The sequence below is a fragment of the Vibrio lentus genome (genome assembly GCF_030409755.1).
Taxonomy (GTDB): domain Bacteria; phylum Pseudomonadota; class Gammaproteobacteria; order Enterobacterales; family Vibrionaceae; genus Vibrio; species Vibrio lentus.
The window spans coordinates 174359-198591 of record NZ_JAUFQE010000001.1 but is presented as its reverse complement, the minus strand read 5'-3'; the positions used below and the strand labels follow the sequence as shown (position 1 = coordinate 198591).

The 24233-nt window shown below is 45.9% G+C and carries 15 protein-coding genes; 7 read left to right on the top strand and 8 right to left on the bottom strand.

Annotated features, from left to right (window positions below):
* Nucleotides 1-8: 8 nt before the first annotated feature.
* From QWZ07_RS00855 to QWZ07_RS00845, 3 genes are all read right to left on the bottom strand, one after another.
* Entirely contained in the window at nucleotides 9-1466 is a 1458-nt protein-coding gene (locus QWZ07_RS00855; protein WP_192853880.1) for a hypothetical protein, read from the bottom strand.
* A gap of 127 nt (nucleotides 1467-1593) precedes the next feature.
* Complete coding sequence (locus QWZ07_RS00850; protein WP_050567771.1) at nucleotides 1594-2085, bottom strand: DUF6530 family protein; 492 nt, start codon at nucleotides 2083-2085, stop codon at nucleotides 1594-1596.
* A gap of 579 nt (nucleotides 2086-2664) precedes the next feature.
* The gene (locus QWZ07_RS00845; protein WP_192853881.1) at nucleotides 2665-5247 is read right to left on the bottom strand and encodes a molybdopterin oxidoreductase family protein; all 2583 of its coding nucleotides are present in this window, start codon (nucleotides 5245-5247) and stop codon (nucleotides 2665-2667) included.
* Between the two features lie 473 nt (nucleotides 5248-5720).
* On the opposite strand from QWZ07_RS00845, the gene nirB reads away from it, so the two are divergent.
* The 4 genes from nirB (at nucleotide 5721) to QWZ07_RS00825 (ending at nucleotide 12354) form a co-directional block, all read left to right on the top strand.
* Nucleotides 5721-8303, top strand: coding sequence for a nitrite reductase large subunit NirB (gene nirB / locus QWZ07_RS00840; RefSeq protein WP_192853884.1), 2583 nt, complete (start codon nucleotides 5721-5723; stop codon nucleotides 8301-8303).
* A gap of 139 nt (nucleotides 8304-8442) precedes the next feature.
* Entirely contained in the window at nucleotides 8443-8787 is a 345-nt protein-coding gene (gene nirD / locus QWZ07_RS00835) for a nitrite reductase small subunit NirD (protein WP_192853886.1), read from the top strand.
* A gap of 142 nt (nucleotides 8788-8929) precedes the next feature.
* Entirely contained in the window at nucleotides 8930-10399 is a 1470-nt protein-coding gene (locus QWZ07_RS00830) for a NarK family nitrate/nitrite MFS transporter (RefSeq protein ID WP_192853888.1), read from the top strand.
* A gap of 164 nt (nucleotides 10400-10563) precedes the next feature.
* On the top strand, nucleotides 10564-12354 hold the full coding sequence (locus QWZ07_RS00825; protein ID WP_192853890.1) for a bifunctional protein-serine/threonine kinase/phosphatase: 1791 nt from the start codon (nucleotides 10564-10566) through the stop codon (nucleotides 12352-12354).
* Nucleotides 12355-12391: 37 nt separating this feature from the next.
* Here QWZ07_RS00825 and cra read toward each other — a convergent pair whose 3' ends face one another.
* Nucleotides 12392-13396, bottom strand: a complete 1005-nt coding sequence (gene cra, locus QWZ07_RS00820; RefSeq protein WP_192853891.1) for a catabolite repressor/activator — start codon at nucleotides 13394-13396, stop codon at nucleotides 12392-12394.
* 373 nt (nucleotides 13397-13769) lie between these two features.
* On the opposite strand from cra, the gene fruB reads away from it, so the two are divergent.
* Genes fruB through fruA form a run of 3 tightly spaced genes read left to right on the top strand, consistent with a single transcriptional unit; the run spans nucleotide 13770 to nucleotide 17666 of the window.
* Entirely contained in the window at nucleotides 13770-14903 is a 1134-nt protein-coding gene (gene fruB, locus QWZ07_RS00815; RefSeq protein ID WP_004730295.1) for a fused PTS fructose transporter subunit IIA/HPr protein, read from the top strand.
* 9 nt (nucleotides 14904-14912) lie between these two features.
* Nucleotides 14913-15890, top strand: coding sequence for a 1-phosphofructokinase (gene pfkB, locus QWZ07_RS00810; protein ID WP_004730293.1), 978 nt, complete (start codon nucleotides 14913-14915; stop codon nucleotides 15888-15890).
* 15 nt (nucleotides 15891-15905) lie between these two features.
* Entirely contained in the window at nucleotides 15906-17666 is a 1761-nt protein-coding gene (fruA, locus tag QWZ07_RS00805) for a PTS fructose transporter subunit IIBC (protein WP_192853893.1), read from the top strand.
* Nucleotides 17667-17819: 153 nt separating this feature from the next.
* Here fruA and QWZ07_RS00800 read toward each other — a convergent pair whose 3' ends face one another.
* The 4 genes from QWZ07_RS00800 to QWZ07_RS00785 are packed head-to-tail and all read right to left on the bottom strand — an operon-like array spanning nucleotide 17820 to nucleotide 24079.
* Entirely contained in the window at nucleotides 17820-18851 is a 1032-nt protein-coding gene (locus QWZ07_RS00800; protein ID WP_192853894.1) for a helix-turn-helix domain-containing protein, read from the bottom strand.
* On the bottom strand, nucleotides 18848-22027 hold the full coding sequence (locus tag QWZ07_RS00795; RefSeq protein WP_192853896.1) for an efflux RND transporter permease subunit: 3180 nt from the start codon (nucleotides 22025-22027) through the stop codon (nucleotides 18848-18850). Before QWZ07_RS00795 ends, QWZ07_RS00800 begins: the two co-directional genes overlap by 4 nt.
* Nucleotides 22024-23202: an efflux RND transporter periplasmic adaptor subunit gene (locus QWZ07_RS00790; protein WP_192853898.1), complete on the bottom strand. Its 1179-nt coding sequence runs from the start codon at nucleotides 23200-23202 to the stop codon at nucleotides 22024-22026. Before QWZ07_RS00790 ends, QWZ07_RS00795 begins: the two co-directional genes overlap by 4 nt.
* The gene (locus QWZ07_RS00785) at nucleotides 23192-24079 is read right to left on the bottom strand and encodes an ABC transporter six-transmembrane domain-containing protein (RefSeq protein WP_032545844.1); all 888 of its coding nucleotides are present in this window, start codon (nucleotides 24077-24079) and stop codon (nucleotides 23192-23194) included. Before QWZ07_RS00785 ends, QWZ07_RS00790 begins: the two co-directional genes overlap by 11 nt.
* Nucleotides 24080-24233: the final 154 nt, after the last annotated feature.

Genomic DNA, 24233 nt, shown 5'->3' with positions numbered 1-24233 from the left:
GTCGTTTGTTAGGCTTGTTTTCCAGTAAGGCGGACCCAGCCCTTATTTGGCATCCCGAGGTGTGCTTCGGGGACTGAAGCCACACTGAATGATATCTCTGTGCGATATTTCATTTCTGGTAAAGCTGACCCCATATAAAACTCTATAAATCTAAGCAGCATTTCCTGAGTTACACGTTTCAAAATTGCAAAATCTGAATTGTATTCGTACTGCTTTGAAGTCGGTTTGCTTTCTGTTGGCAATGCTTTCGGTAAACCAGCGAAATTTTTACCATCCAAATTCTGCGAATAGGCTTCAAATCGAATGTTAGCACCATGAACATAACTCGAGCGATGATCATTATAAATCCGCTTAGACCATTTTTCGATAGTGCTGACTTCACCCATGTTAGGTATCTCTTGTTCAATTAAATAAACTAACGCTTTTCTCGAACCATGCTCATCTCGATACTGTGAAAAACGCTCTTTCGCTATTGCATCAAGGCAAGCAACATAACTTACAAGACCTACTGTTTGGTTAACTAACTCTGTCTCTAGCGCTGAGTAGAAAGAAAAGAGAATATTCACCATTTTTCTGCGAATTTTCCCAGTAAACTGATTGCTAAATAGTTCATATAACTGCTCAATAATACAAAGATCATCATTTGAAAGCGCATTATTATTTAATTGTGGTAACTGTGAGTTCGGGTAAAACTTCTCTATAAGTTCATCCGTTACCTCGAACTCCACTTGGATTGGCTCAATGAACTCAGGTAAGTTATCTATAGCAGCAATGCTTGCTTTGTGAAATGATAATGAAAAAAGCGCACATAGTAAGTTAACTTTCTCATCTGAGAGACGTTTTGCTGATAGATATGAATACCCTGTCTGCCGAATCAAAACAGCCGAGACTAACTGCCCATGGACAAAACGTGATGGTAATAGCGTTATTCCATTGTTTAAATTAACAACACAAGAAACTGGGTTACTAAGCTTTACATAGTAAAGCACATTGAAAATCGATTCTGGTGATGATCGTGTTCGTGTAATTGCTTTATTAATTCGCTCGTTTACAGATTCAATCATATCTTGATATGCCAAATCTTCGATTTCATATGAGTTATTATTGTTATCTAAGTCTTCATAGTACTCATGTGGAATGATGTAATACCCAACATCTGAAAACACTCCGTTTTCAACTTTGAAAGACAAGCCTACCCGAATTTCATAAGGGTTATTATTGTATTCAAAATGCCATTCAAACCTACATAAGTTAATCCCTGCTTCTAAGTTTGGATAGAAATAAGAAAACCCATTATTCTCCATCGTTATAAAGTATAGGTTTTCAATGAACGAGTTAACTTCTGACTTTTGGACACGAGGAAATGACTCGATTGGTGTGAGAGGAGGCATAAAATTATTTTGGGTATAAATAACCGTATTGTCATCATTTACACTTAACGGGTTTCCCCCAAGCATTATATTCATCTTCAAATCCTAATATTTCCACAGAAAGCCTAACGCTCTATTAACGGGCTAAAAACGCAGCGTGCTATACTTCCCGCGAAACAGGGACGGCACGCGTTTTTAGTCCCTGTTTAACAGTTTGTTATGCTTAAAACTTACCTTTTTTCTCCAATCCATCGAGTAAGAGGTATAAAGATTTAAGGCGACTTTTAAGCATCGGCATATTGTCAGACAAATAGTTCTCATAGCTTGAAGCATCAGATTCGGAACACTTTTCTTTGGCAATTTGAATGCCTGAATGCTGATCTAAAAACAAATCACGCTCAATTTCGATAACATCATCACTTTCATCTAGAAGCACTTTTGTGAGAAAAATTGTTGAGTCAATTACACGATGAAGAGGCAACTCCTCTGCTTGACGAGTCCATTTATCTCCTGTGTGGCGCATTATTTTTAACGAAACGTCGCTAGAGTCCCATTGAGAGATACCTACAGAAAGATAACGAGCATCTGTATCTCCCTTGTAGATGCCATCAAACTTTTCATAAGGCATCGCAAATAAAGGCTTATGCTCTAGATGATGAGGTAGCTCAGGAGCAGTAACATACTCCTTTCTATCTCCGAATTCTTTTATTGGCATATTTGACTCCAAATTTTCGATTTAAGCATAACAGCTATATTAGACCGAATAATTCTGTATTTTGTCCCTGAAACAATTCTGTCTAGTAATCTAAACTGTTCAAGATCTGCCTAACAACTCATTTAATAACAGAACCTTACCTGGTCACTTCTTTGTCAAACATGACGAAAAGCAGAAAAATCCCATATAGTCTCTGCAAAATATAGAAAGTGGCTCAATGTGTGAGTTAGTCGTCATCTTGTTCGTTGATTTCTTCGCCGCAGCCTAAGCATTTGGGTTCAATATCTGTAGGCAGCATGATGATTAAACCGCAGTGTGGACAGAGGTCGCCTTGGTTATACATGGTCACTCCTAAACAGCGCTGAATTCGCCAGCGTATGATACAAGCCCGGTTTTCTTGCGTTGGCTAACTTAGACATCAACTTACCCCCACCTAAAAATTACAGAACGACATACCAGCTCGTAAGATGATATGTGAAACCTGTCGTTCAATCAATCAGTATCGCATACTAAAAAACAAAAACGCCGACGTAATTGTCGGCGCTTAGCTTAAGGTATTAATAGGTTAGAGGTAGTCAGCTACTTCGCCATGGTACTCAAAAACTCGGCTTCAAACTCTTCATCGGCTTCTCGGGTTAGGCACTCCACCAGCCAGTCTATGCTTTGATGGTCGAGCTTACTGTTCACTACGAATGCTTGCTTTACACCAAATTGATCTAACTTGGCAGAGCCGTAGTTCTTGAACGATTTATTGCCATGATAATGGAGTGACTTAAGCGCCTCTGCGTTGGGCTCTGGTAAGGCATCGAGTGTGTTGGCGAGTTGAATCACCAGCTCCATTGGGTTCTTAGAGGAAGATATTCGATACAGAAAACCGCCCTCCACTCTTTGACGAACCCAATAATCAAAACCGCTGCAATCCGTCACCTTGTCACTGACCAGTGCGGCTTCACTGCGATAGCCGCACGGCTCGACCACCACTGGGGTATGTTTGAATTCTGGTTGACCTGATGCGGCATCGGTATGAGGCAAGATCAAGTCACACGGTTTGCTGTCTTTGGCGGTCGGTGCATTCCAGTGAATAGGCATGAAGACTTGTTCTCGGCGCATCTCTTTGGTCACCACTAGGCGGGCTTGGCACTCCCCTTGTGCACTGCGTACTTTCACCACAGGATTAATAGTGGCATGGTTGAAGGCATCTAGCCCAAACTCATCTAAACCAAGCTCTGCAACCGTATCTGGGTGCATGGCGACAAAGGGTTCTGGTGTGTGTTCGCCTAAACCTGCGGCCAAGCCCGTGCGGCTCATGGTGTGCCATTGGTCTCGGATTCGGCCTGTGTTCATGATAAGTGGAAATTCGACACTGGTATCGGCAATCGGCTTGTCGTGCTCAACTGCAATAAACTGCGCTTTGCCAGATTCAGTAAAGAACTCGCCATCGGTGAACATGCGCTGCTCAATGATCTCTGGTTGGTACTCTAGCACTGGCCATTGCTGTGGAGTAAGTTCGCCATAACCTTTTTCATCCAGTTGGGTGAGTCCAATTAAGCATAAGTCACGCGCTTTACCTGTTTCGTTGCCGAGCGCTGTCATCTCGCAATACTCTTTAAAGATCTCACCTTCGTGACGGTAATCAAACTGCTCTTTGAATCCCATTTTCTGTGCCACTTCTTTTAATATCCACCAATCGGGTTTGGCTTCCCCTGGGCTTGGTAATATACGGCGTTGGCGTGAGATTCGACGCTCAGAGTTAGTCACGGTGCCCGACTTCTCACTCCACCCTTGCGCGGGCAGCACCACATCGGCCAAGCGAGTGGTTTCAGTATCGGCAATACAATCAGACACCACCACAAATGGGCACATCTCTAATGCCGCTTTGATCTTTTCACTGTCAGGCAGGCTCACAACTGGGTTCGTTGCAATGATCCACACCGCTTTGATTTTTCCCTCATTCATCGCATCAAACAGGTCGATCGCTTTTAATCCCGCATGAGTGGCTAAGCTGTCGGTTTGCCAAAATTCACTCACCGTTTGGTGTGATCGCGGATCACCAAATTCAAAGTGCGCCGCTAAGGTATTGGCTAGCCCGCCCACTTCTCGGCCGCCCATTGCGTTTGGCTGGCCTGTTACAGAGAATGGCCCCATGCCCGGCTTACCGATTTTCCCGGTGGCTAAATGGCAGTTAATAATCGCATTCACCTTGTCACATCCTTGTGTAGATTGGTTCACGCCTTGGGAGTAAATGGTCAGCACCTTCTCATTCGATGCAAACAAGCTATAGAACTGTTTTAGCTGCTGCTCTGTTAAACCGGTGAGCTCAGGAACGCTTTTGTCGCCCCAGCCTGATTCGGTATAACGATATTGAGTCGCAGATCGAATTGATTCAGTAAAGCCTTGAGTGTGGTTTTCTATGTAGTCTGAATCTAGCTTGTCGTTATCGTCGAGGTAACCCAATAAACCATTGAACAGCGCCACATCTGAGCCAGATTCCAATGCCAAGTGAATATCTGCAATTTCACAGGTATCGGTATAACGCGGGTCGATGACGATAACTTTCAATGCAGGGTTGGCTTGTTTCGCGGCTCTTAATCTTTGGAAAAGTACTGGGTGACACCATGCTAGGTTGGAGCCTGTAATCACGACTAGATCGGCTTGCTCGAGATCTTCGTAGCAAACCGGCACTGTGTCTGCGCCAAATGCACGCTTATGCCCAACCACGGTTGAAGCCATACACAGCCTAGAATTACTGTCGATGTTGCCACTACCAATGAAGCCTTTCATCAGTTTATTGGCAACGTAGTAGTCTTCGGTAAGCAGCTGACCAGAAACATAGAACGCAACCGAATCGGCCCCAAATTCTTCAATCGTTTGATTGAATTTGTCTGCGACCAACTGAGTAGCACTGTTCCAATCCAGCTCTTGTTTTTGCTCATTCTGAATATGAGCAGGCTGTGTTAGGCGTCCTAAAGGCGTGACGGTATCACCAAGCGCAATCCCTTTAGTACATAGCTTTCCATAGTTTGATGGATGATCTTTATCACCACGTACTTCTAGTTTTCCTAACGATGTCGGTCTCGCTTCTATTCCACACCCTACACCACAATAAGCACAGGTTGATTTTATCCAGCCGCTGTTTGAATCGGTCATCCGTTTCTCGCTCAATTATCCATAATTGTAATAATTCAAACCAAGCAAATAGCACGCCACTTAATACCAGCCGACAAAAATGAAATATTTCACATTAAAAACAATCACTTAATAGAAAATAAAATATCAATGCTGAATAAATTTCAACTTAACCAAGATAGAAACTTAAGTTTTGCACCATCTTGCAGAAAGTTGCACCACAAACGCTCATTTATATAAATCTAACAAAAAATTCACATACCACTTTAGGGGTAATTACGTGTCACTACCAAATATTAAATCACTGAAAAATATAAATTAAATTTTATTTAAATGAACAATCTGCAATCTGGCACCCTCCTTGCTCCACTAGAAACCAAGACTTAGAAAAAACATTTTTTGTTTTTCTTGATGATTATGAATTGAGTGGAATCTCAACCCGGTATTCATCTGCTAACGACTAGAAATTAGATGCTAGTGATGGTGACGCCGAGAATAAGGAATGGATTATGAGCAAGAAGAAAATCGTCGTTGTTGGTAACGGCATGGTTGGACACAAATTTATCGACAACATCCTGCAATCAGACAGTGATGAGTTTGATGTGATTACTTTTAGTGAAGAACCAAGGTTAGCCTATGACCGAGTTCAGCTAACGGCTTACTTCAAGCGCGGAAATGCTGATGACTTGGCATTAACCAGCGAAGAGTATTACCAAAGCAATGGCGTCAATTACCTTCTCAACGCGAGAGTCGCTCAACTAGATACTGAAAATAAGTGCGTTGTGACTGAATCGGGACATACCGAGAGTTATGACACATTGATTCTGGCGACCGGTTCATTCCCTTTTGTTCCCCCTATTCCCGGTAACGACCAAGAACACTGCCACGTTTATCGCACCATCGAAGATCTAGACGCCATTGAACTATCTAGTAAAGGCAGCAAATCTGGCGTGGTGATCGGTGGTGGCCTGCTTGGCTTAGAAGCCGCAAACGCAGTCAAAAACCTTGGCTTGGAAACCCATGTTGTTGAATTTGCACCTCGCCTAATGGCTGTTCAATTAGATGACGGTGGCGGTGCCCTACTGCGCAGAAAGATTGAAGACCTTGGCGTGCAAGTTCACACCGAGAAGGCAACCTCTGAGATAGTCGCGGGTGAGAACGCTCGCTACCGTATGAACTTCGCCGACGGTACCCATCTTGAAACCGATATGATCGTATTCTCTGCGGGTATTCGCCCTCAAGATGCCCTAGCTCGTAGCTCTGATATTGCCATTGGCGAGCGTGGAGGCATTGTGATTGACGATCACTGCCAAACCAACATCGACAACGTGTATGCGATTGGTGAATGTGCGCTTTGGGACAATAAAATCTTCGGCTTAGTCGCCCCTGGTTATTCCATGGCGAAAATCGCGGCTTCGCATATCTTATCGGACGGAACGAGCGACGCTGCGTTTACTGGTGCCGACATGAGTACCAAGCTCAAACTGCTGGGTGTTGATGTGGCCAGTATTGGCGAAGTACACGGCCAAACCGAAGGCGCTCAATCGTATACCTATAACGATGAAATCGAACAGGTTTACAAACGCCTGATCATATCGGCTGATGGCAAGAAGATTGTCGGTGCGGTATTGGTGGGTGATGCAGAGGCTTACGGTTCGCTACTGCAAATCAAACAAAATGACATGCCTCTTCCTGAAAACCCATCAGTACTGATTCTACCTAATGTCGCGGATGATTCAGGCTCTGCAATGGGTGTTGAAGCTCTGCCTGATAGCGCTGTGATTTGTTCATGTTTCGATGTGACAAAAGGCGACATTAAAGACGCGGTATCTGCTGGCTGCACCACTATGGCGGCACTGAAAGAAACCACCAACGCTTCGACTGGTTGTGGCGGTTGTTCTGCCCTTGCTAAACAGGTTCTTGATAGCGAACTGAGTAACTTGGGTGTCGAGGTTTCTAACGATATCTGTGAGCACTTTGCCTATTCTCGCCAAGAGCTGACTGACATCATTCGAGTCAACAAGATTAAGACCTTTGATGAGTTGCTAGATTCTCACGGAAACGGATTAGGTTGTACCGTGTGTAAGCCAGCAGTCGGTTCAATTTTGGCTTCTTACTGGAACGATTACATCCTCGAAGATCAACATATCGAACTGCAAGACACCAATGACATCTACCTTGGCAACATGCAGAAAGACGGCACCTACTCTGTGGTTCCGCGTATTGCTGGCGGTGAAATCACACCCGATAGACTGATTGTGCTTGGTGAAGTCGCTAAAGAGTTCGACCTTTATACCAAGATCACCGGTGGTCAACGTGTCGACTTGTTTGGCGCGCAACTTAACGAACTGCCAATCATCTGGAAAAAGCTGATTGATGCAGGTTTTGAAACGGGCCATGCCTACGGTAAATCGGTACGTACCGTGAAATCGTGTGTGGGTAGCACTTGGTGTCGATACGGCGTCGACGACAGTGTTGGCTTAGCGATTCGACTAGAAAACCGCTACAAAGGCTTACGCTCACCACACAAGATCAAGTTTGCGGTTTCTGGCTGTACACGCGAATGTGCAGAAGCCCAATCAAAAGACTTTGGCATTATCGCCACCGACAAAGGTTGGAACCTCTACATCTGTGGTAACGGCGGTATGCGTCCTCGCCACGGTGACCTTTTTGCTACCGACCTTGATGAAACAACTCTTCTGCAATACATCGACCGCATTCTGATGTTCTACACACGTACCGCAGACCGCCTACAACGCACATCAGTATGGATGGAGAACCTTGAAGGTGGCATCGAATACCTCAAGCAAGTCGTGATTGAAGACAAGCTCAATGTTGCTGAAGAACTTGAAGCTGACATCGCCCTCAACATCGAAAAATACCAATGTGAATGGAAAACCACCATCGAAAACCCTGAAAAGATGAAACGCTTCCAGCACTACATTAACAGCGAAGAGATGGACACTAGCCTGTCATTCATTAAAGAACGAGAGCAGCGTTTTCCTAAGCCGAGCTTGAGCTCTTCTTCAGATTCACAACGAGATCAAATGCTAACCAACGCAGACCAAATAGAAGTCACGGAAGTTTCGTAAGCCGAATTGCTGGTGAGTGAATCAGTGACAACTCAACCCAATATCGATAGTCGACAGCGGCGCAGCCCAAGAAAACTGCTGTCGGCTATCACCCTAATTGAATTGATTATTAGTTTTATGTTTTGACTAGGAGAAAGTCATGAAAAATTGGACAACCGTATGCAGCACCCGCGACCTAACCCCAAACGGTGGTATTTGCGCCAAAGTAGACGATAACCAAGTGGCTATTTTTTACTGTAAGCGCAGTGACACGCTTTATGGACTCTCTAATTACGATCCTGTTGGCAAGGCGAATGTAATGTCACGTGGTATCATTGGTTCATTAAGCGGTGAGCCTTACGTCGCCTCACCCTTATACAAGCAGCATTACCACTTAGAAACTGGCACGTGCCTTGAACAACCAGAACTCAAGCTCGTGAAATTTGAAGTTCGCAAGCAAGGAGAACAGGTTCAGGTTCTCGCACCGCTTGCTATCGCCAGTTAACTAAACGCCGACATCATCATGTAAACGCTTTATCAGCGTGAGCAATTTCGGCACAGGGTTTAGCCACATGAATGCGTTCGAATTTCGGAAGTAACGCACAAGCTAAAGCCCGGTAATCTTCCAGATTTAAAGGATTTAAACCATGGATAATACAAAATTTTCGCTGCTTTCATTTACGGGTAAGATGAAAACCTTACACCTAAGTTGGATGGCCTTTTTTATCACCTTTGTCGTGTGGTTCAACTTTGCCCCACTACTGCAAATGGTGAAAACCTCACTTGGCCTTTCAACTGAGGAAATCAAAACACTCCTTATTCTCAACGTTGCATTGACCATTCCGGCACGTGTCGCGATTGGTATGTTAACCGACCGATACGGCCCAAGGTTAGTCTACTCTTCGCTACTCGCGGTCTGTTCAATCCCTTGTTTTATGTTTGCTATGGCAGACTCTTTCATTCAAGCGGCGATTGCTCGTTTCCTATTAGGCTTCATCGGTGCAGGCTTCGTTGTCGGCATTCGCCTTGTGTCTGAATGGTTCCCACACAATGAACTGGGTACGGCTGAAGGTATTTACGGCGGCTGGGGTAACTTCGGTTCAGCAGCAGCAGCGTTCACACTTCCAACTCTCGCTCTAGCGTTTGGTGGTGAAGACGGCTGGCGTTATGCGGTTGGTATTACTGGCCTTATGAGCTTAGCGTTCTCGTTTGTCTTCTACAAAAACGTATCGGATACACCAAAAGGTTCGACTTACTTCAAGCCAGCTCAAGTAACGGCAATGGAAGTGACATCAAAGGGTGACTTTTTCTTCCTACTCATTATGAAGATCCCGATGTATGCCGCTTTAGCGCTACTGACATGGAAGCTATCACCGAGCAACATCAACATGTTGTCTGACATGGCGGTGTATTCAGTGTATGCAGGTTTAGCCGCACTTTACGTGTACGAAGTGTCGCAAGTTTGGAAGGTAAATAAGAACGTATTCAAAGAAGAAGTACCAGAAATTCACAGATACAAATTCAAGCAAGTTGCTGTGTTGAACGTGTTGTATTTCGCGACATTTGGTTCTGAACTGGCTGTTGTTTCTATGCTGCCACTGTTCTTCTCTGAAACCTTTGAATTAACGCCGGTTCTTGCGGGTATGGTTGCATCGGCTTATGCCTTTATGAACCTAATGTCTCGCCCAGGTGGCGGTTGGATTTCCGACAAATTCGGTCGTAAACCAACACTGCTTATTCTAACGATTGGTCTTGCCGTAGGTTACTTTGCAATGGGTCAAGTAGATAGCACATGGCCAGTATGGCTAGCGGTTGTTGCTGCAATGGCGTGTTCTTTCTTCGTACAGGCCGGTGAAGGTGCGGTGTTTGCAACAGTACCTCTGATTAAACGTCGTATGACAGGTCAAATTGCAGGTATGACGGGTGCTTACGGTAACGTGGGTGCGGTGGTTTACCTCACGGTGCTTTCATTCGTAAGTTACCAAACCTTCTTCTTAGTGATTGCAGGAACAGCGGTACTAGGCTTCGTTACTCTGATGTTCATGGAAGAGCCTAACGGCCAAATTGCTGAAGTGAATGACGACGGCAGTGTCACGCTGATTAATGTTTCAAATTAGTCTCAGTGCTATGAAGCATTGATATTATTGAATCGGGAGTGGTACCAAGGTGTGTTTCACCACTTTGGGACTACGTTCAAAGGCTCTAGGTTCACTAGGGCTTTTGTTCTTCCTCAGATGTGCTCTCAAGCAAATGAGAAGACAGCCAGTTAAGAAGACCAGTTATGACAATTTCATTCAGCCAAGGGCAAGTCGTCACGCCGGAATCAAGCAACCAGCTCGCACTCAAGTTTGGTGGTTATTCGAATAAAGGCATACGTGATGAAAACCAAGACGCCATCATTGTAAAACACCCGAAGACTCGTGCTGAGCAAGAGTTGAAAGGCAGTGTCGCCTGCATAGCAGACGGCGCGAGTTGCAGTGAACACGGCCAGAAAGCCAGTCACACCAGCGTGATGCAGTTTATCGACGACTATTACGCCACGCCAAATAGCTGGAGCATTCAGCGTTCAGCGCAAAAAGTCCTAACCTCGCTCAACTCTTGGCTCTTCAACACGTCTGTTTCTAATATTCATCCCGCACAGCAAGTTAACCATAATGCGCTCGTTTCTACCTTTAGCAGCGTGATATTGAAATCGAACACTGCGCATATATTCCATGTCGGTGACAGTCGAGTTTACCTATTAAGAGATGGAGAATTACGCCAACTGACACGCGACCACACACGTAAAACTATGGGGCAGAAGCATTATCTAACACGCGCCTTAGGTATGGATAACCAACTCAACGTTGACTATCAAACCCTGCCTATCAAGAAAGACGACTGCTTTATCCTGACCTCTGACGGCGTGCATGAATTTGTTGCTCCCAATACTTTCAAAGAACACATCGATAGACCTGAAGTGGATTTCGAATACGCCGCACAAACGATCTGTAACACCGCTTTAAGCCACAACAGTTCAGACAACGTGAGCTGCTTGATTGTGCAAGTGAGCCACCTACCTAAGCCGTCGCTGATTGAGTTCCATGAAAAACTGGCTAAACGCGCGATTCCACCAGCGCTAAAACTTGGCCAAAGCATCGACAACTTTATGGTGCTTGAGGTGTTGTATGCGGGTTCAAGAAGCCATGTGTATCGTGTGATGCAAAAAGAGACACAAACCGAGTTCGTGCTAAAAGTCCCTTCCGTTCAATATCACGATAGCCCGTCGCAACTCCGAGCTTTCTTTAATGAACAATGGGCGGGCATCTTGCTGAACAATAAGAAGGTAATGAAGGTTTACCCGACGCCAGAACATTCGCAATTTTTATATCAAATCTGCGAGTGGGTTGAAGGCATCACGCTAAGACAATGGATGTACGACAATCCAAAACCGTCACTCAATGAAGTGCGCGAAATATTAGAAAAGATCACGCAAGGCATTCGCGTATTACAACGTGCCGACATGGTGCACCGAGATTTAAAGCCCGAGAACATCATGCTTCAACGTGATGGTGAGATAAAAATCATCGACCTCGGCGCTGTATTAGTGAGAGGACTTGAAGAAGGAGAGCTCGCAGACAAAGACGACACTCCATTAGGCGCGGTCAATTACATTGCGCCAGAGACCATCAAACATAACACGGCGACCACAAGCTCTGATCTGTTCTCTATCGCTGTGATCGGCTATGAGATGCTAACCGGTGAATTGCCCTACTCTGAAATGACCGCACAATCGCTTAAGCAATCTCGTCATCATCAGTGGGAATACCAACCCATCACTCAGAAACGAACTGACTTACCAAACTGGGTGGATTTGGTGTTACAAAAAGCCTGCGCGGAATCACCAAGCGAACGCCACCAAGTGTTAGGGGATTTTGTCGCTGACCTTTATACGCCAAACAAAAGCTTGGTCAAAAGCAAAGCCAAGCAACCTTTGATAAACCGAAACCCAATCCAGTTTTGGAAGGTGTTGGCTTTGTTGCTCGGCATTGTCGCCATTGTAGAATTGGGCTTATTGCTTAGCTCGAGTTAATTCCAAGTCTAACCTAGCTTGTGTAAATTAACTGGAATTAGCCTCGTTTCACTAAGCTTCTTGGCACGAGTTCAATGCCAGCTTGGTAACGCTTAGCGGATGCATTTAACGCCAAAGCAAAAGCACTATCAGCAATCACTTCGAATTGCTGTGGCAGTGAATGGACTTTAAAAGGCAAGAAGTCGAGCAGTCGATTATCACCAAAGGTCGCCAGTTTTACTTGATTGATCAGCTCTGGCTTTTCAACCATCACATCCAACACACCCTCTAACAAGGTGTAAGACATAGTGACGATCGCATCTGGAACGGTGCCTTTTGCAATCCAGTCCTCAAAAATCTCGCGTCCAGATTCTCGGTCAAAGTGCTCACCATAACCCACAACCATCGGCTTATTTTCTGTTAGCCCTGTTTGTTGAGTATGTGCTTTATTCGCCGCTTCAAAACCCAACTGACGTTCACGCGAAATGTTCAGGTCAGGTAACGCGCCGATTAAACCAACACTGTGAATGCTGTCATCTAGAATCGAGTGCGTCAGTTCAAACGCGGCTTCGAAATCTTCACTGATCACACAAGCAAAATGCTCATCGTCTAACGGACGGTCAATTGCAATCACAGGCGTTCCTGAGTTTTGCAGCTTTAAGTAGAACTCGTTGGCGTCTGGCATTGAGCTAGCCACCAACAAGGCATCAATACGACGACTTACCAAAGCTTCGGCTACTTTACGTTCAGTTTCAGCGTCATCATCTGAACAGCCAATCAAGATTTGGTAGCCGACTTTACGTGAGTTCTGCTCTATCAATTTTGCTAAACGCGCGTAACTGCTGTTTTCCAGATCAGGAATAATCAAACCAAATGAACGGCTATTACCAGCACGCAGCGACGAAGCAGCGTGGTCTGGTCGGTAGTTATACTCTTCCACAACCGCCATCACTTTCTGCTGAGTCTTTTCACTGATTCTGTATTTCTGCGCCTTGCCGTTGATGACATAACTGGCCGTGGTTTTCGATACTCCAGCCAATTTAGCAATTTCATCAAGTGTCATATGGGTGACCTGTATTTTGTGCGTAGGATCATATAACCAATGATCTGATCCTCGGATTAGTTGAATTATATGCTGAATCGATTCAGTATAAAAGCTGAAAGGATTCAGCAAAATCTGAAAAGTGACTTCAATCATCCTTTTGTATGGATTGAGCGTCATTTGTTGTGATTCAACTTCTCGTTATTAACGAAACTGAAATTACGACGCGCAGCAAAACTATTTTGAAAACCAAAATCGGCTTTGCTGAATTTTTTTACACTGAATGCTGAACCGATTCAGCAAGCATAAGGCAAAGAGTTAAGCTCCATGAATCTTGCTCTAGACTGAATCGTAGCGATACACAAATTCTCAAGCGATACGCTAAAGAGGCACCATGCTTAAATTATCAAAATCTGACATCACTCTTGGTCAAACGGCCGATGACAAATTCAAAGCAATCCAAAACATTGCTGGCGACCTTACCGCGAAAGGCTTAGTTGACTCTGGCTACGTTGAAGGAATGCTGAACCGTGAAAACCAGAACTCTACGTTCCTAGGTAACGGCATCGCGATTCCTCACGGAACCACTGACACTCGTGGCCTAGTAAAAGAGACAGGCGTTGCGGTACACCACTTCCCTGAAGGTATTGATTGGGCAGACGGCAACCGTGTTTACGTAGCAATTGGTATTGCAGCGAAATCTGACGAGCACTTAGGCATTCTAAAGCAACTAACGAAAGTGCTAGCAGCAGACGGTGTTGAAGAGAAATTAAAGCAAGCGAAATCAGAAGACGAAATCATCGCCCTACTTAACGGCGAAGTTCAACTAGAAGCAGACCTAGACGCTTCTTTAGTTCAGCTACTGTTCCCTGCGAGCGACATGGTTCAAATGTCTGCTGTTGCGGGCGGCCTACTTAAGAACACAGGTTGTACTGACAACGCGTTCGTTGCTGACCTAGTAACAAAAACACCGACTCACCTAGGCCAAGGCCTGTGGTTGTTGGGCAGCGATAAAGGCGTAACTCGCACTGGCGTATCGTTTGTTTCAACAGCAAACCACTGTGAGTACGAAGGCACACCAGTGAAAGCATTGGTCGCATTCGCCGCTTGTAACAGCGCACACCAATCTATTCTGGCAAACCTAAGCAAGATGGTTTTCGAAGGTAAACAGCAACAACTGTTAACCGCTGACATTGCACAAGTAATTGGTCTTCTAAAAGGTGAAGCGGTTTCTACAGCCTCTCAAGACGATGACAACTGCGCTGTATTCAAAATCAAAAACGCGCACGGCCTACACGCTCGCCCAGGAGCAATGCTAGTCGCTGAAGCGAAGAAGTTTGAATCAACTATCCGCGTTTCAAACCTAGATGGCGACGGAAAAGAAGTGAACGCGAAGAGCTTGATGAAAGTAATCGCACTTGGCGTTAAACACGGCCACCAGCTTCAGTTTGTAGCTGAAGGTGAAGATGCAGCACAAGCACTTGAATCGATTGGTAAAGCTATCGCTTCAGGCCTTGGTGAAGGTTAAGGAATAGATATGTCTGATAAACAAATCAAAGCCGTTACCGTTACGCTAAACCCTGCTCTCGACCTAACTGGCGCTATCGACGCACTTAACGTGGGTTCAGTGAGCCTAGTGAACAAAGGCTCTCTACATGCGGCAGGCAAAGGCGTAAACGTAGCAAAAGTACTTTCAGAGCTTGGCGCGAAAGTGACCGTAACAGGTTTCCTTGGTCGCAATAACGAAGAAGCCTTCTGCCAACTGTTCGAACAGATGGGCGCAACTGACCGCTTCATCCGTGTCGACGGTGCAACTCGCATCAACGTAAAACTGGTAGAGAATTCAGGCCAAGTAAGCGACATCAACTTCCCAGGTGTTCCTGTTAATGCTGACGCGATTAAAGCGTTTGAAGAAACCTTGTTAGAACTGGCTGAAACACACGATTACTTCGTGATTGCAGGCAGCTTGCCACAAGGTGTATCGCCAGAGCTTTGCGCTTCTTGGGTACAACGCTTGCGTGACCTAGGTAAAAAGGTGCTGTTCGACAGCAGCCGTGACGCACTTAAAGCCGGTATCAATGCACAACCTTGGTTAATTAAGCCAAACGATGAAGAGCTGTCTCAGCTATTCAATGCCGAACTGACAACACGTGACCAATGCCAACATGCAGGCCAAGTTCTGAGTGAAAAAGGCATCGATAACATCGTGGTATCACTTGGCGCAGAAGGCGTGATGTGGCTAAACCAAGGTGAATGGCTACATGCTCAGCCACCGCGTATGCAAGTGGTAAGCACAGTAGGCGCAGGTGACACCTTAGTTGCTGGCCTGTGTTGGGGTCACATGCAACAGATGCCAAAACCAGAACTTATTAAATTCGCCACTGCCCTATCTGCTCTAGCAGTTTCACAGGTAGGCGTGGGCATCACCAGCCAACAAGAGCTGGATTCAGTACTACAAAATATCCAATTACAGTCGCTTAGTGCTCCAACTAGCCAGTTAGACACAAGCAAATAGGACAAAAGGTTTATTATGAATATTACCATTATCACAGCTTGCCCTAGTGGCGTAGCAAACAGCATCATCGCCGCAGGCTTGTTAGAGCAAGCGACAAAAGCACTGGGTTGGAACGCCGCTATTGAATGCCAATCAAGCGTGCTACCAGACTCAACCGTATCGCAAGACACTATCGACAGCAGCGACGTTGTGGTTATCGCAGCTAACACCAACGTTGATAAAGCGCGCTTTGTCGGTAAGAAAGTGTACCAAGCGGCTATCTCTGAATGCACTGCGGATGCAAAAGCATTTCTAGAGAAAGCGGCAGCAGAAGCAACAGTACTAGACGCTTCTCAAGTTGAGACTACAGTGGAAGTGACTGGCACTTCTCCAAACTCTTCTACAACAGCAAGCACAGGCAGCAAAAAAATCGTAGCGATTACGGCTTGCCCAACTGGCGTTGCACATACCTTTATGGCAGCTGAAGCGCTTGAAGCAGAAGGCAAACGCCTAGGTCACCAAATCAAAGTGGAAACTCGCGGCTCTGTAGGTGCGAAAAACCAACTGACAGACCAAGAAATCGCAGACGCTGATCTGGTTATCATCGCAGCCGACATCGACGTTCCTCTGGATCGTTTTAACGGCAAAGCGCTATACAAAACAACAACAAGTCCTGCTTTGAAGAAAACAAAGCAAGAGATGGAAAAAGCATTCGCAGAAGCTAAACCATACCAACACACAGCGTCTTCTAATTCAGCGCCTGCTGACGAGAAGAAAGGCGTGTACAAGCACCTAATGACAGGTGTATCGCACATGCTTCCTGTGGTTGTTGCGGGTGGTTTGATCATCGCACTCTCTTTCGTATTCGGTATCGAAGCGTTTAAAGAAGAAGGCACACTGGCAGCAGCATTGATGACTATCGGTGGTGGTTCTGCGTTCGCACTGATGATTCCTGTTCTTGCTGGTTTCATTGCATTCTCAATTGCTGACCGTCCGGGTCTGGCTCCAGGTCTAATTGGCGGTATGTTGGCTAGCTCAACAGGCGCAGGTTTCCTTGGTGGTATCGCAGCGGGTTTCATTGCCGGTTACGCAGCGAAATTCATTGCCGACAAAGTTCAACTTCCACAGTCCATGGAAGCCCTCAAGCCAATCCTGATCATTCCGTTTATCGCGAGTTTGTTCACTGGTCTTGTGATGGTTTACATCGTGGGTGGCCCTGTTTCTGGCGTGATGAGCGCAATGACGACTTTCCTAAACAACATGGGAACGTCTAACGCGATTCTTCTGGGTGTGATTCTAGGCGCAATGATGTGTTTCGACCTTGGTGGTCCAGTAAACAAAGCAGCTTACACGTTCGGTGTTGGTCTACTGGCTTCGCAAACTTACGCACCAATGGCTGCAATCATGGCAGCAGGTATGGTTCCAGCTCTCGGTATGGGCCTTGCGACTTTCCTAGTGAAAGACAAGTTTGAAGCAGGCGAGCGTGAAGCAGGTAAAGCATCATTCGTTCTTGGTCTATGTTTCATCTCTGAAGGTGCAATTCCATTCGCAGCGAAAGATCCAATGCGTGTTATCCCAGCTTGTATGGCCGGTGGTGCACTAACTGGTGCTCTATCAATGATGTTTGGTGCTCAGCTTATGGCTCCACACGGCGGCTTGTTTGTACTACTGATTCCTGGTGCTATCTCTCCAGTGCTTATGTACCTAGTGGCGATTGCAGCTGGTACAGCAGTAACAGGCTTTGGTTACGCAGCTCTTAAAAAGATGAGCAGCGATAAAGTGACGGCAGAGGCTTAATCCCCCTACTCTGTTTAACGGCTAAACCCGTCGAACAGAGGCTCTGATAACCAGCTCCTTGGTAAAACAGCTCCTTGAAACAGAATAAAGGCTCCTCATTTGAGGAGCCTTTTTATTGGAATTAGCTAACAAACTGAAACGCTCGGTCTGGTGTTACTTTTCTAATGTCGCTAAAACGGGTAACTGGAATGAAAACGTCACGCCTTCGACATCATCCGTGTCGATCTGACGAATCATCTCCACCAAATAACCTTGCACATCTAACTTCAAACCTTGTTGATCAACCGCCTTAAACAGAGCTTCTAACGCTGTGCTATACGCCACATCCGAAACCAGATAAACGTCGCTGCATAAGTAGTACCCTTCAGGAATGGTCATATCGTAACGGTCTTTCGCGACTTGCCAATTTCCGATTTCAGCGTCGATGTCGTCCCACTTATTATTCATTTGCTTGATCGGCGTGGTGCCCATCAAATGTGTCGATTTCTGACCATAGATTTCAAATACCGTGTCCCAATCAGGATCTTCCAACTTAAGCTTTTGCATACCGCGTTCTGGATACCAAACCAACTCGATCGGCATAGACTTAACTAGCTCTTTTTCCATCGAAGACTGCACGCCTGGATGTGCCAATTTCTGGATGAAGTCTGCCGTTTCCTTAGGTGTCGCGTTGTAGCCCATTTCTCGAATATGTTTTGCAGTAACACCAAGCTCGCGCTTAAGCGCCTTACCTAATGACTGTGACGATGAGTAGCCACAGTACTGAGCAATTTCAATCACGCTCCACGGCTCGTCGTTGATCAACAAACCGACCGCGATTTGTAATCGAACACGACTCAGGTACTGACCCGGAGTTTCGTTAAACAGCTCGGTAAACTGACGATGAAAATGGTATGGCGAAATCGCGCTCTCCGTTGCGATTTCTTCCCACGTACGACGCTCACCCCACTCTTCATGCATCAAGGTCAATGCATGCGTAAAGCGTTTTTGAAGGTGCTCTGGCAAAGATTCAATCAATGTAATCTCAGGAACCAGTTTAAAAGCTGGTTCTAAATGCAAAGCAGGTTTGTTCTCTTGCGTCATACAATCTTGGGTCTCAGGTACATTGGGTTTACTTTCGATTAGCTTCATTGTTCTGGACAGCTTGGCTTCACTATCGTCTTTGTCCTTTATAAAATCAATCACGAGCGCTCCAAAGTGAGTTCTTCTAATGAATCCTTTGCGCGTAACTCTTGCTCGACTAAATCTTTGTCATCTAGTTCTTTTTCAACCAACGGAGGCTTGCGACAAAACAAACCAAGCAGCACCGGAATCAAAATCAGAGTCACCGCAGTAGCAAACAGTTCACCAAACACCAAAGATACTGCCGCTGGTTTCAAGTATTGCGCCTGTTCTGCGGTTTCGCTTAGCAATGGCAACAATCCACACACCGTTGTAATGGTGGTCAAGAAAATCGCTCTCAAGCGGCTAGTACCCGCAATGACTAACGCTTGCTGTAACGGCACGCCTTGGCGATATTCAGCATTAAAACGTGTGATCAGCACCAACGAATCGTTAATCACGATGCCTGTCATGGCCATCATACCGAACATAGAAAGAATGCTGATGGGTAAGTCCATCAAGTAGTGACCAAAAATCGCACCTGCAAAGCCAAACGGTATCACTGCCATGATAATCATCGGCTGCCAATAGGACTTCAAAGGCACTGCCAACAAAATGTAGATCATGATGAGCGTTAGTATCATCGCTGATTTGAAGCCGTTCGACACCTCACCGATCTCTTCAAATTCGCCGCCCGCTTTTATCGTTACACTTGGAAACTGTAAGTGCAGAGATTCAATCGTATCTTCAAGTTGCTCACGTGTTTTCTCCGGTGATTGCAGGTCTCGGTTCTGCTTCCAATACAGGTTGATCACTTGTTCTCGGTCGCGGCGGTAAACCACTTGCGGTTCTTGCTCATGACGAAACTCGGCAATATCCCCCATCATCACACTTCCGCCATTAGGTAACATGATAAGAGCCTGTTGTAGCTGAGCTATGGTTCTGCGTTCATCTCTCGGGTATTGCAAAAGTACTTTGGTCTCTTGCCCGTTTTCTAACAGGCGATGGACTTCTCTTTCGCCAAACGCTTCGCCTGCTAGCTGAGCCAGTTTCGCTTGCGTTAACCCTAGCTGCTGACCATATTGATTCAATACCAATCGAACTTGCGGCAAACCGTCCTGACCATCGTCGTAGACATCCGATACACCTTTCAACGAGGCCAAGGTATCAGCTAACTCCTCGCTAACGAGAGAAGCAAGCTCACGATCATTGGAAGAGATCGTTAAGAATGTTCCACCAGCAGGCTCCTCTGCCGCACTGAACTTAACCGAATAAGCGCCTTCGATTTTCCCTGTATTTTCTCTCCATCGCTTCAACAATAAATTACCTGGCAATGAGCTTAAGGATTCGTTGGTCAGCTCGGCTGTGACTTCAATTTCGCCATAGCCATCAGACCAAGCAAGCAGGTTCACAACAGGCTTTTCTTGTAATGGGTAATCGTCCATCAAGCCTTTTTCTACTTGTGTTATTGCTTGCTCTACTTGCAACAAGGCTTGGCGCTGTAAAGGCAACGGCGCACCATCTTCCAGTTCAATAACCGCGGTGATGTAACGCCCCGGGATTTCAGGAAACAATGCACTGCGAATCGCACCGTTAGACCACATGCCATAAGCCAGTGAGATAACCGCCACAAACCCAAGTAGGGACGCGACTTTGTAGCCAAGTGCAAACTCCAATACTGGCTTGTAGATGTTGAGATTAAACCACTGTAACCCGCCTTGAGCAGCATTCTGAACCTTGGCGAAGATACCCGTTGATGGCTTTTTCAGAGAAAGCTGAGCCAAGTGTGACGGCAAAATAAATTTACTTTCGATAAGCGAGAATATCAGCGCAAAGATCACCACGGCTGAAAACCCAGCCAATACTTTGGCTAGCTCGTTATTAATCCATAACATTGGAGAAAACGCTGCGATGGTTGTCAGGACACCAAACACGGTTGCTACTGACACAGAGTGAACACCCTGCCAAGCGGCTGTCTTTCCGTTTATATTTGAGAAACCATTGGTATTAGGAGAATAGCCAACATTACCCGTCCGTTTTTCATGTATCGCTTCACCCACGACAACCGCATCGTCCACCAGCACACCGAGTACCAAGATAAAACCAAACAAGGTGATGTCGTTGATGCTGTAGTTGAACAACTGCATTGCTGCTAAGGTTCCAGTCAGCGCAATTGGAATGCCCATCGCGACCCAAAAGGCGAGCCTAATCTCAAGAAAGATCCCAAGTAGAACTACGACGATCAATAATCCTTGCCATGCGTTTTTACTCAAACGAAATAGCTGGCCTTCAATGTAAGGCGCCATGTCGGCCATGGTATTCAACTCAATATCCGACGGCAAAATCGCGCGTTGGGCATCAAGCGTTTCACTGATAGCTTCACTAACTTTAAGCAGGTTGTCGGTTTGGCTCGTACTGACCAATAATGCGATGGCGTTAGAGCCGTTGTTACGCACGATAGAACCACTGTATTGGTAGCCACGACTTAACTTGGCGATATCACCCAGCAGTATTTTTCCGTTGCTCCCAGAAATCACAACAAGCTGATTCAACTTCTGTAAATCATCGGCGTATCCGTCACCACGAATCACCATTCGACCTTTATCACTAATCAGCTCACCGCTACGAGTCTCAAGCGAACGCTGCTCAACGAGCTCTGCGAGATCTTCTAAGCTCAACCCTAACGCTTTCAGTTGGTCAGGATCTGGCTCGATAACCAATTGAGATGTGCGAGTTCCCCAATTTGATACCTTCGAGATACGCGGATTCTTCTTCAGTGCTTGTTCAAGTTGCTTGGCGATAGGTTGCAGTTCGTCATCGGTTCTTGGCCCCGACACCACCACAAACGCCGCTAAATTGGTAAATTCGTTTCGCACAACTTGTGGCCTGTCCGCTTGCACGGGGAAACCATTGATCGCGTTGACTTGATTGCGAATGTCATCCAGAAGCTTGTCTAAATCTGTGCTGCTGGTTTTACGAACCATGACCTCAGAAACCCCAGCACTCGACTGACTGGTGATCTGTTTGATGCCTGCAATGCCACTGATTGACTCTTCGATTCGCTGCGTAACACTCTCATCGATCTGTTGCGCCGTACCGCCAGGGTAAGTAACGCTGATACTGATGGAAGACGGTGCGATTTGTGGGAACGACTCGACACGTAATTGTCCGAACGCAAGCACACCACTGATAACAATCGCCATCATCAATAAATTGGCAGCAACAGAGTTATTGATAAACCATTTGGTCATCCAACTCATTGGTTTGCCTCCTCAATCAGCTCATCATCAAATTGGCTCGCGATCATGGATTCTGAACTATCATCTTGATAAAAGTTAGGTTCGACTTGCTTACCAATTAACATTGAAGAAAGCGGATATTGCACCACTCTGCGAACCTGTTCACTTTGCTGATTAAACCTAATATCAAGCATCTGATTACCTTGCCCAATCAAGGATACCGACTCTTTACGTAGACGATCATTGCTGTCTAACGTCCACACATATCCGTCTCGTGTCACCGCACTTAAAGGCACGCTGACTACGTTATCCTTCAGCCCTAGGTTAACCACAGCTTGAACCTGTTGATTTGGAAACAATCTTGGCTTGCTTTGATAAGGTTCCTCAACCGAGAGCACGACTTGTCTTTGGCGAGTGACCGAGTCAACTTGCGGAGACACATAGCGCACTTTGGCAGGCCACTGATTCCCAGAACGGCTCACTACTGTGATACTCGGCTCAGTCAGAGCAGCTTGGACTTGTTGCCAATGCATTTCAGAGATAGGCAACTCGATATCAATCGAATCACTGGCAGCCAACTCAAAGGTCACTTGCCCCGCCTCTATCCACTCTCTCGGGCTGATATGGCGCTTCATGATCACTGCATCAAAGGGGGCGGTAATCTCTGATTCCTCCAACAACTTCTGTGCGCTCAAGTAAGCCTGTTTCGCTTGTTTCAGATTAGCTTTCGCTGCAAGTAATTGAGGCTCTCTGCGAGCAAAAGACGAACTCGTTTTCGGGTTCAGCATTTTTAACGCGACCGTTTGCTCATGCTTAGCCTGCTTCAATTCCAATTCTGCTTGTTTCAATGAGCTCAACGCCTGAGCCAAGTTCGCATCAACTGCGCTAGTATCTAACCTTGCTAACACATCGCCTTTGTTAACCAAATTCCCCGGTTCAATGCTTTCATCTAGCCATTTCAACTGCGCGCTACTCGACGCTTTCAATTGCACAGGCCAACGCGCAGCGGTTACACCTAATACCGTTAGCGTCGATTGATGCTGTGATGGTGTCACCTCTAACACTGAAACGGGGGCAAGGACGGCTTCTTTCTTCACTGGTTGGGTAGCTTCAGGTTCCAATTCATCAACGACAACCAACGCGATAAAGATGGCTGTGCAGCCGACTAATACAGAAAGTGGCTTTTTAAATTTCATGAGGTATCTCCTTGGTAACCTGTTGAATGGAGGTGTGATTAAGGCGCTGACTGATTTCAGTGAGACGAGAAAGGGTTTGTAGCGTGATTGGTAGCATCACTGCGGTTTCAACAAACTCAAGTGAATAGGTAACGATGGAGAACACTTGCCCCGCAGTCGGTTCGATAAGCTGACTCACCATCCATAAATTGCCGATGACCGCGCCAAACAACACGATAAAAATCAGCCCATAGACAACAGCTTCGGTATCAGACAGCTTGATTTCACACTGTTTTAGGCGCTCAAAGTGCCAGCGGAGTGCAGATAAACGAACACCGCTCAGCAATTTCACCTGCTGTTCAACTTGATCGTTAAATTGGCCATTGAGTCGTGTAAATGTTCGGTGGAATACGCCGTAGATAACCAACATCGACAACCCTGCAAACAACATGCAAAGCGCCAACGAGAAGTGAAAGGTTGAGAGGATCACCACCGTCGCGACAAGCTGAACCACTGCTGTCATTAAAGTAGGCAAATCATCTTCGAGAAAATCAACTAGCTCACGAGACATGGTGAGTCGGGCGTCTTTGGTCGAAATAGATAAACCGCGCAGGTTGCGCTCAACAAGGTTTGCCAGTTTTACGCGAATAGCACCATACACACGGGTATCGTAAAAACGACGAACGACACTGATGATCACCAGTACAAAAAGAATCAGTGCCAACATCATCAAAGGCTGAAAGCTTTGGTTTAGCACTCCGTCGATGGCGTAACCAATAAACAGCGGCAGCAAAATAAGCATCACGTTTTCAGCCAATACCATTAACCAAGTCGCGGCGACCTTTAATGGATTAAGCCGAATAATCGTCAGCAGTGAGATGGGATATTTGAATAGCATTATTGAGCCCATAAATGAATATGGCGCCAGTATTACCAATCCGACATGGAAAAAAGTGTCCCAAATTGCTGTATTAACAAATTAGACGACAGACTCGCTTAGTAACTAGATCGGTTACCTTTTGTTTACCTCACCTCATTTACTGTCCTTGATA

What these genes read in the sequence shown, in the direction of transcription:
- QWZ07_RS00855 (WP_192853880.1), bottom strand. Translation starts at nt 1,466, where the DNA reads ATGAATATAATGCTTGGGGGAAACCCGTTAAGTGTAAATGATGACAAT.
- QWZ07_RS00850 (WP_050567771.1), bottom strand. Translation starts at nt 2,085, where the DNA reads ATGCCAATAAAAGAATTCGGAGATAGAAAGGAGTATGTTACTGCTCCT.
- nirB (WP_192853884.1), top strand. Translation starts at nt 5,721, where the DNA reads ATGAGCAAGAAGAAAATCGTCGTTGTTGGTAACGGCATGGTTGGACAC.
- nirD (WP_192853886.1), top strand. Translation starts at nt 8,443, where the DNA reads ATGAAAAATTGGACAACCGTATGCAGCACCCGCGACCTAACCCCAAAC.
- QWZ07_RS00830 (WP_192853888.1), top strand. Translation starts at nt 8,930, where the DNA reads ATGGATAATACAAAATTTTCGCTGCTTTCATTTACGGGTAAGATGAAA.
- QWZ07_RS00825 (WP_192853890.1), top strand. Translation starts at nt 10,564, where the DNA reads ATGACAATTTCATTCAGCCAAGGGCAAGTCGTCACGCCGGAATCAAGC.
- cra (WP_192853891.1), bottom strand. Translation starts at nt 13,396, where the DNA reads ATGACACTTGATGAAATTGCTAAATTGGCTGGAGTATCGAAAACCACG.
- fruB (WP_004730295.1), top strand. Translation starts at nt 13,770, where the DNA reads ATGCTTAAATTATCAAAATCTGACATCACTCTTGGTCAAACGGCCGAT.
- pfkB (WP_004730293.1), top strand. Translation starts at nt 14,913, where the DNA reads ATGTCTGATAAACAAATCAAAGCCGTTACCGTTACGCTAAACCCTGCT.
- fruA (WP_192853893.1), top strand. Translation starts at nt 15,906, where the DNA reads ATGAATATTACCATTATCACAGCTTGCCCTAGTGGCGTAGCAAACAGC.
- QWZ07_RS00795 (WP_192853896.1), bottom strand. Translation starts at nt 22,027, where the DNA reads ATGAGTTGGATGACCAAATGGTTTATCAATAACTCTGTTGCTGCCAAT.
- QWZ07_RS00790 (WP_192853898.1), bottom strand. Translation starts at nt 23,202, where the DNA reads ATGAAATTTAAAAAGCCACTTTCTGTATTAGTCGGCTGCACAGCCATC.
- QWZ07_RS00785 (WP_032545844.1), bottom strand. Translation starts at nt 24,079, where the DNA reads ATGCTATTCAAATATCCCATCTCACTGCTGACGATTATTCGGCTTAAT.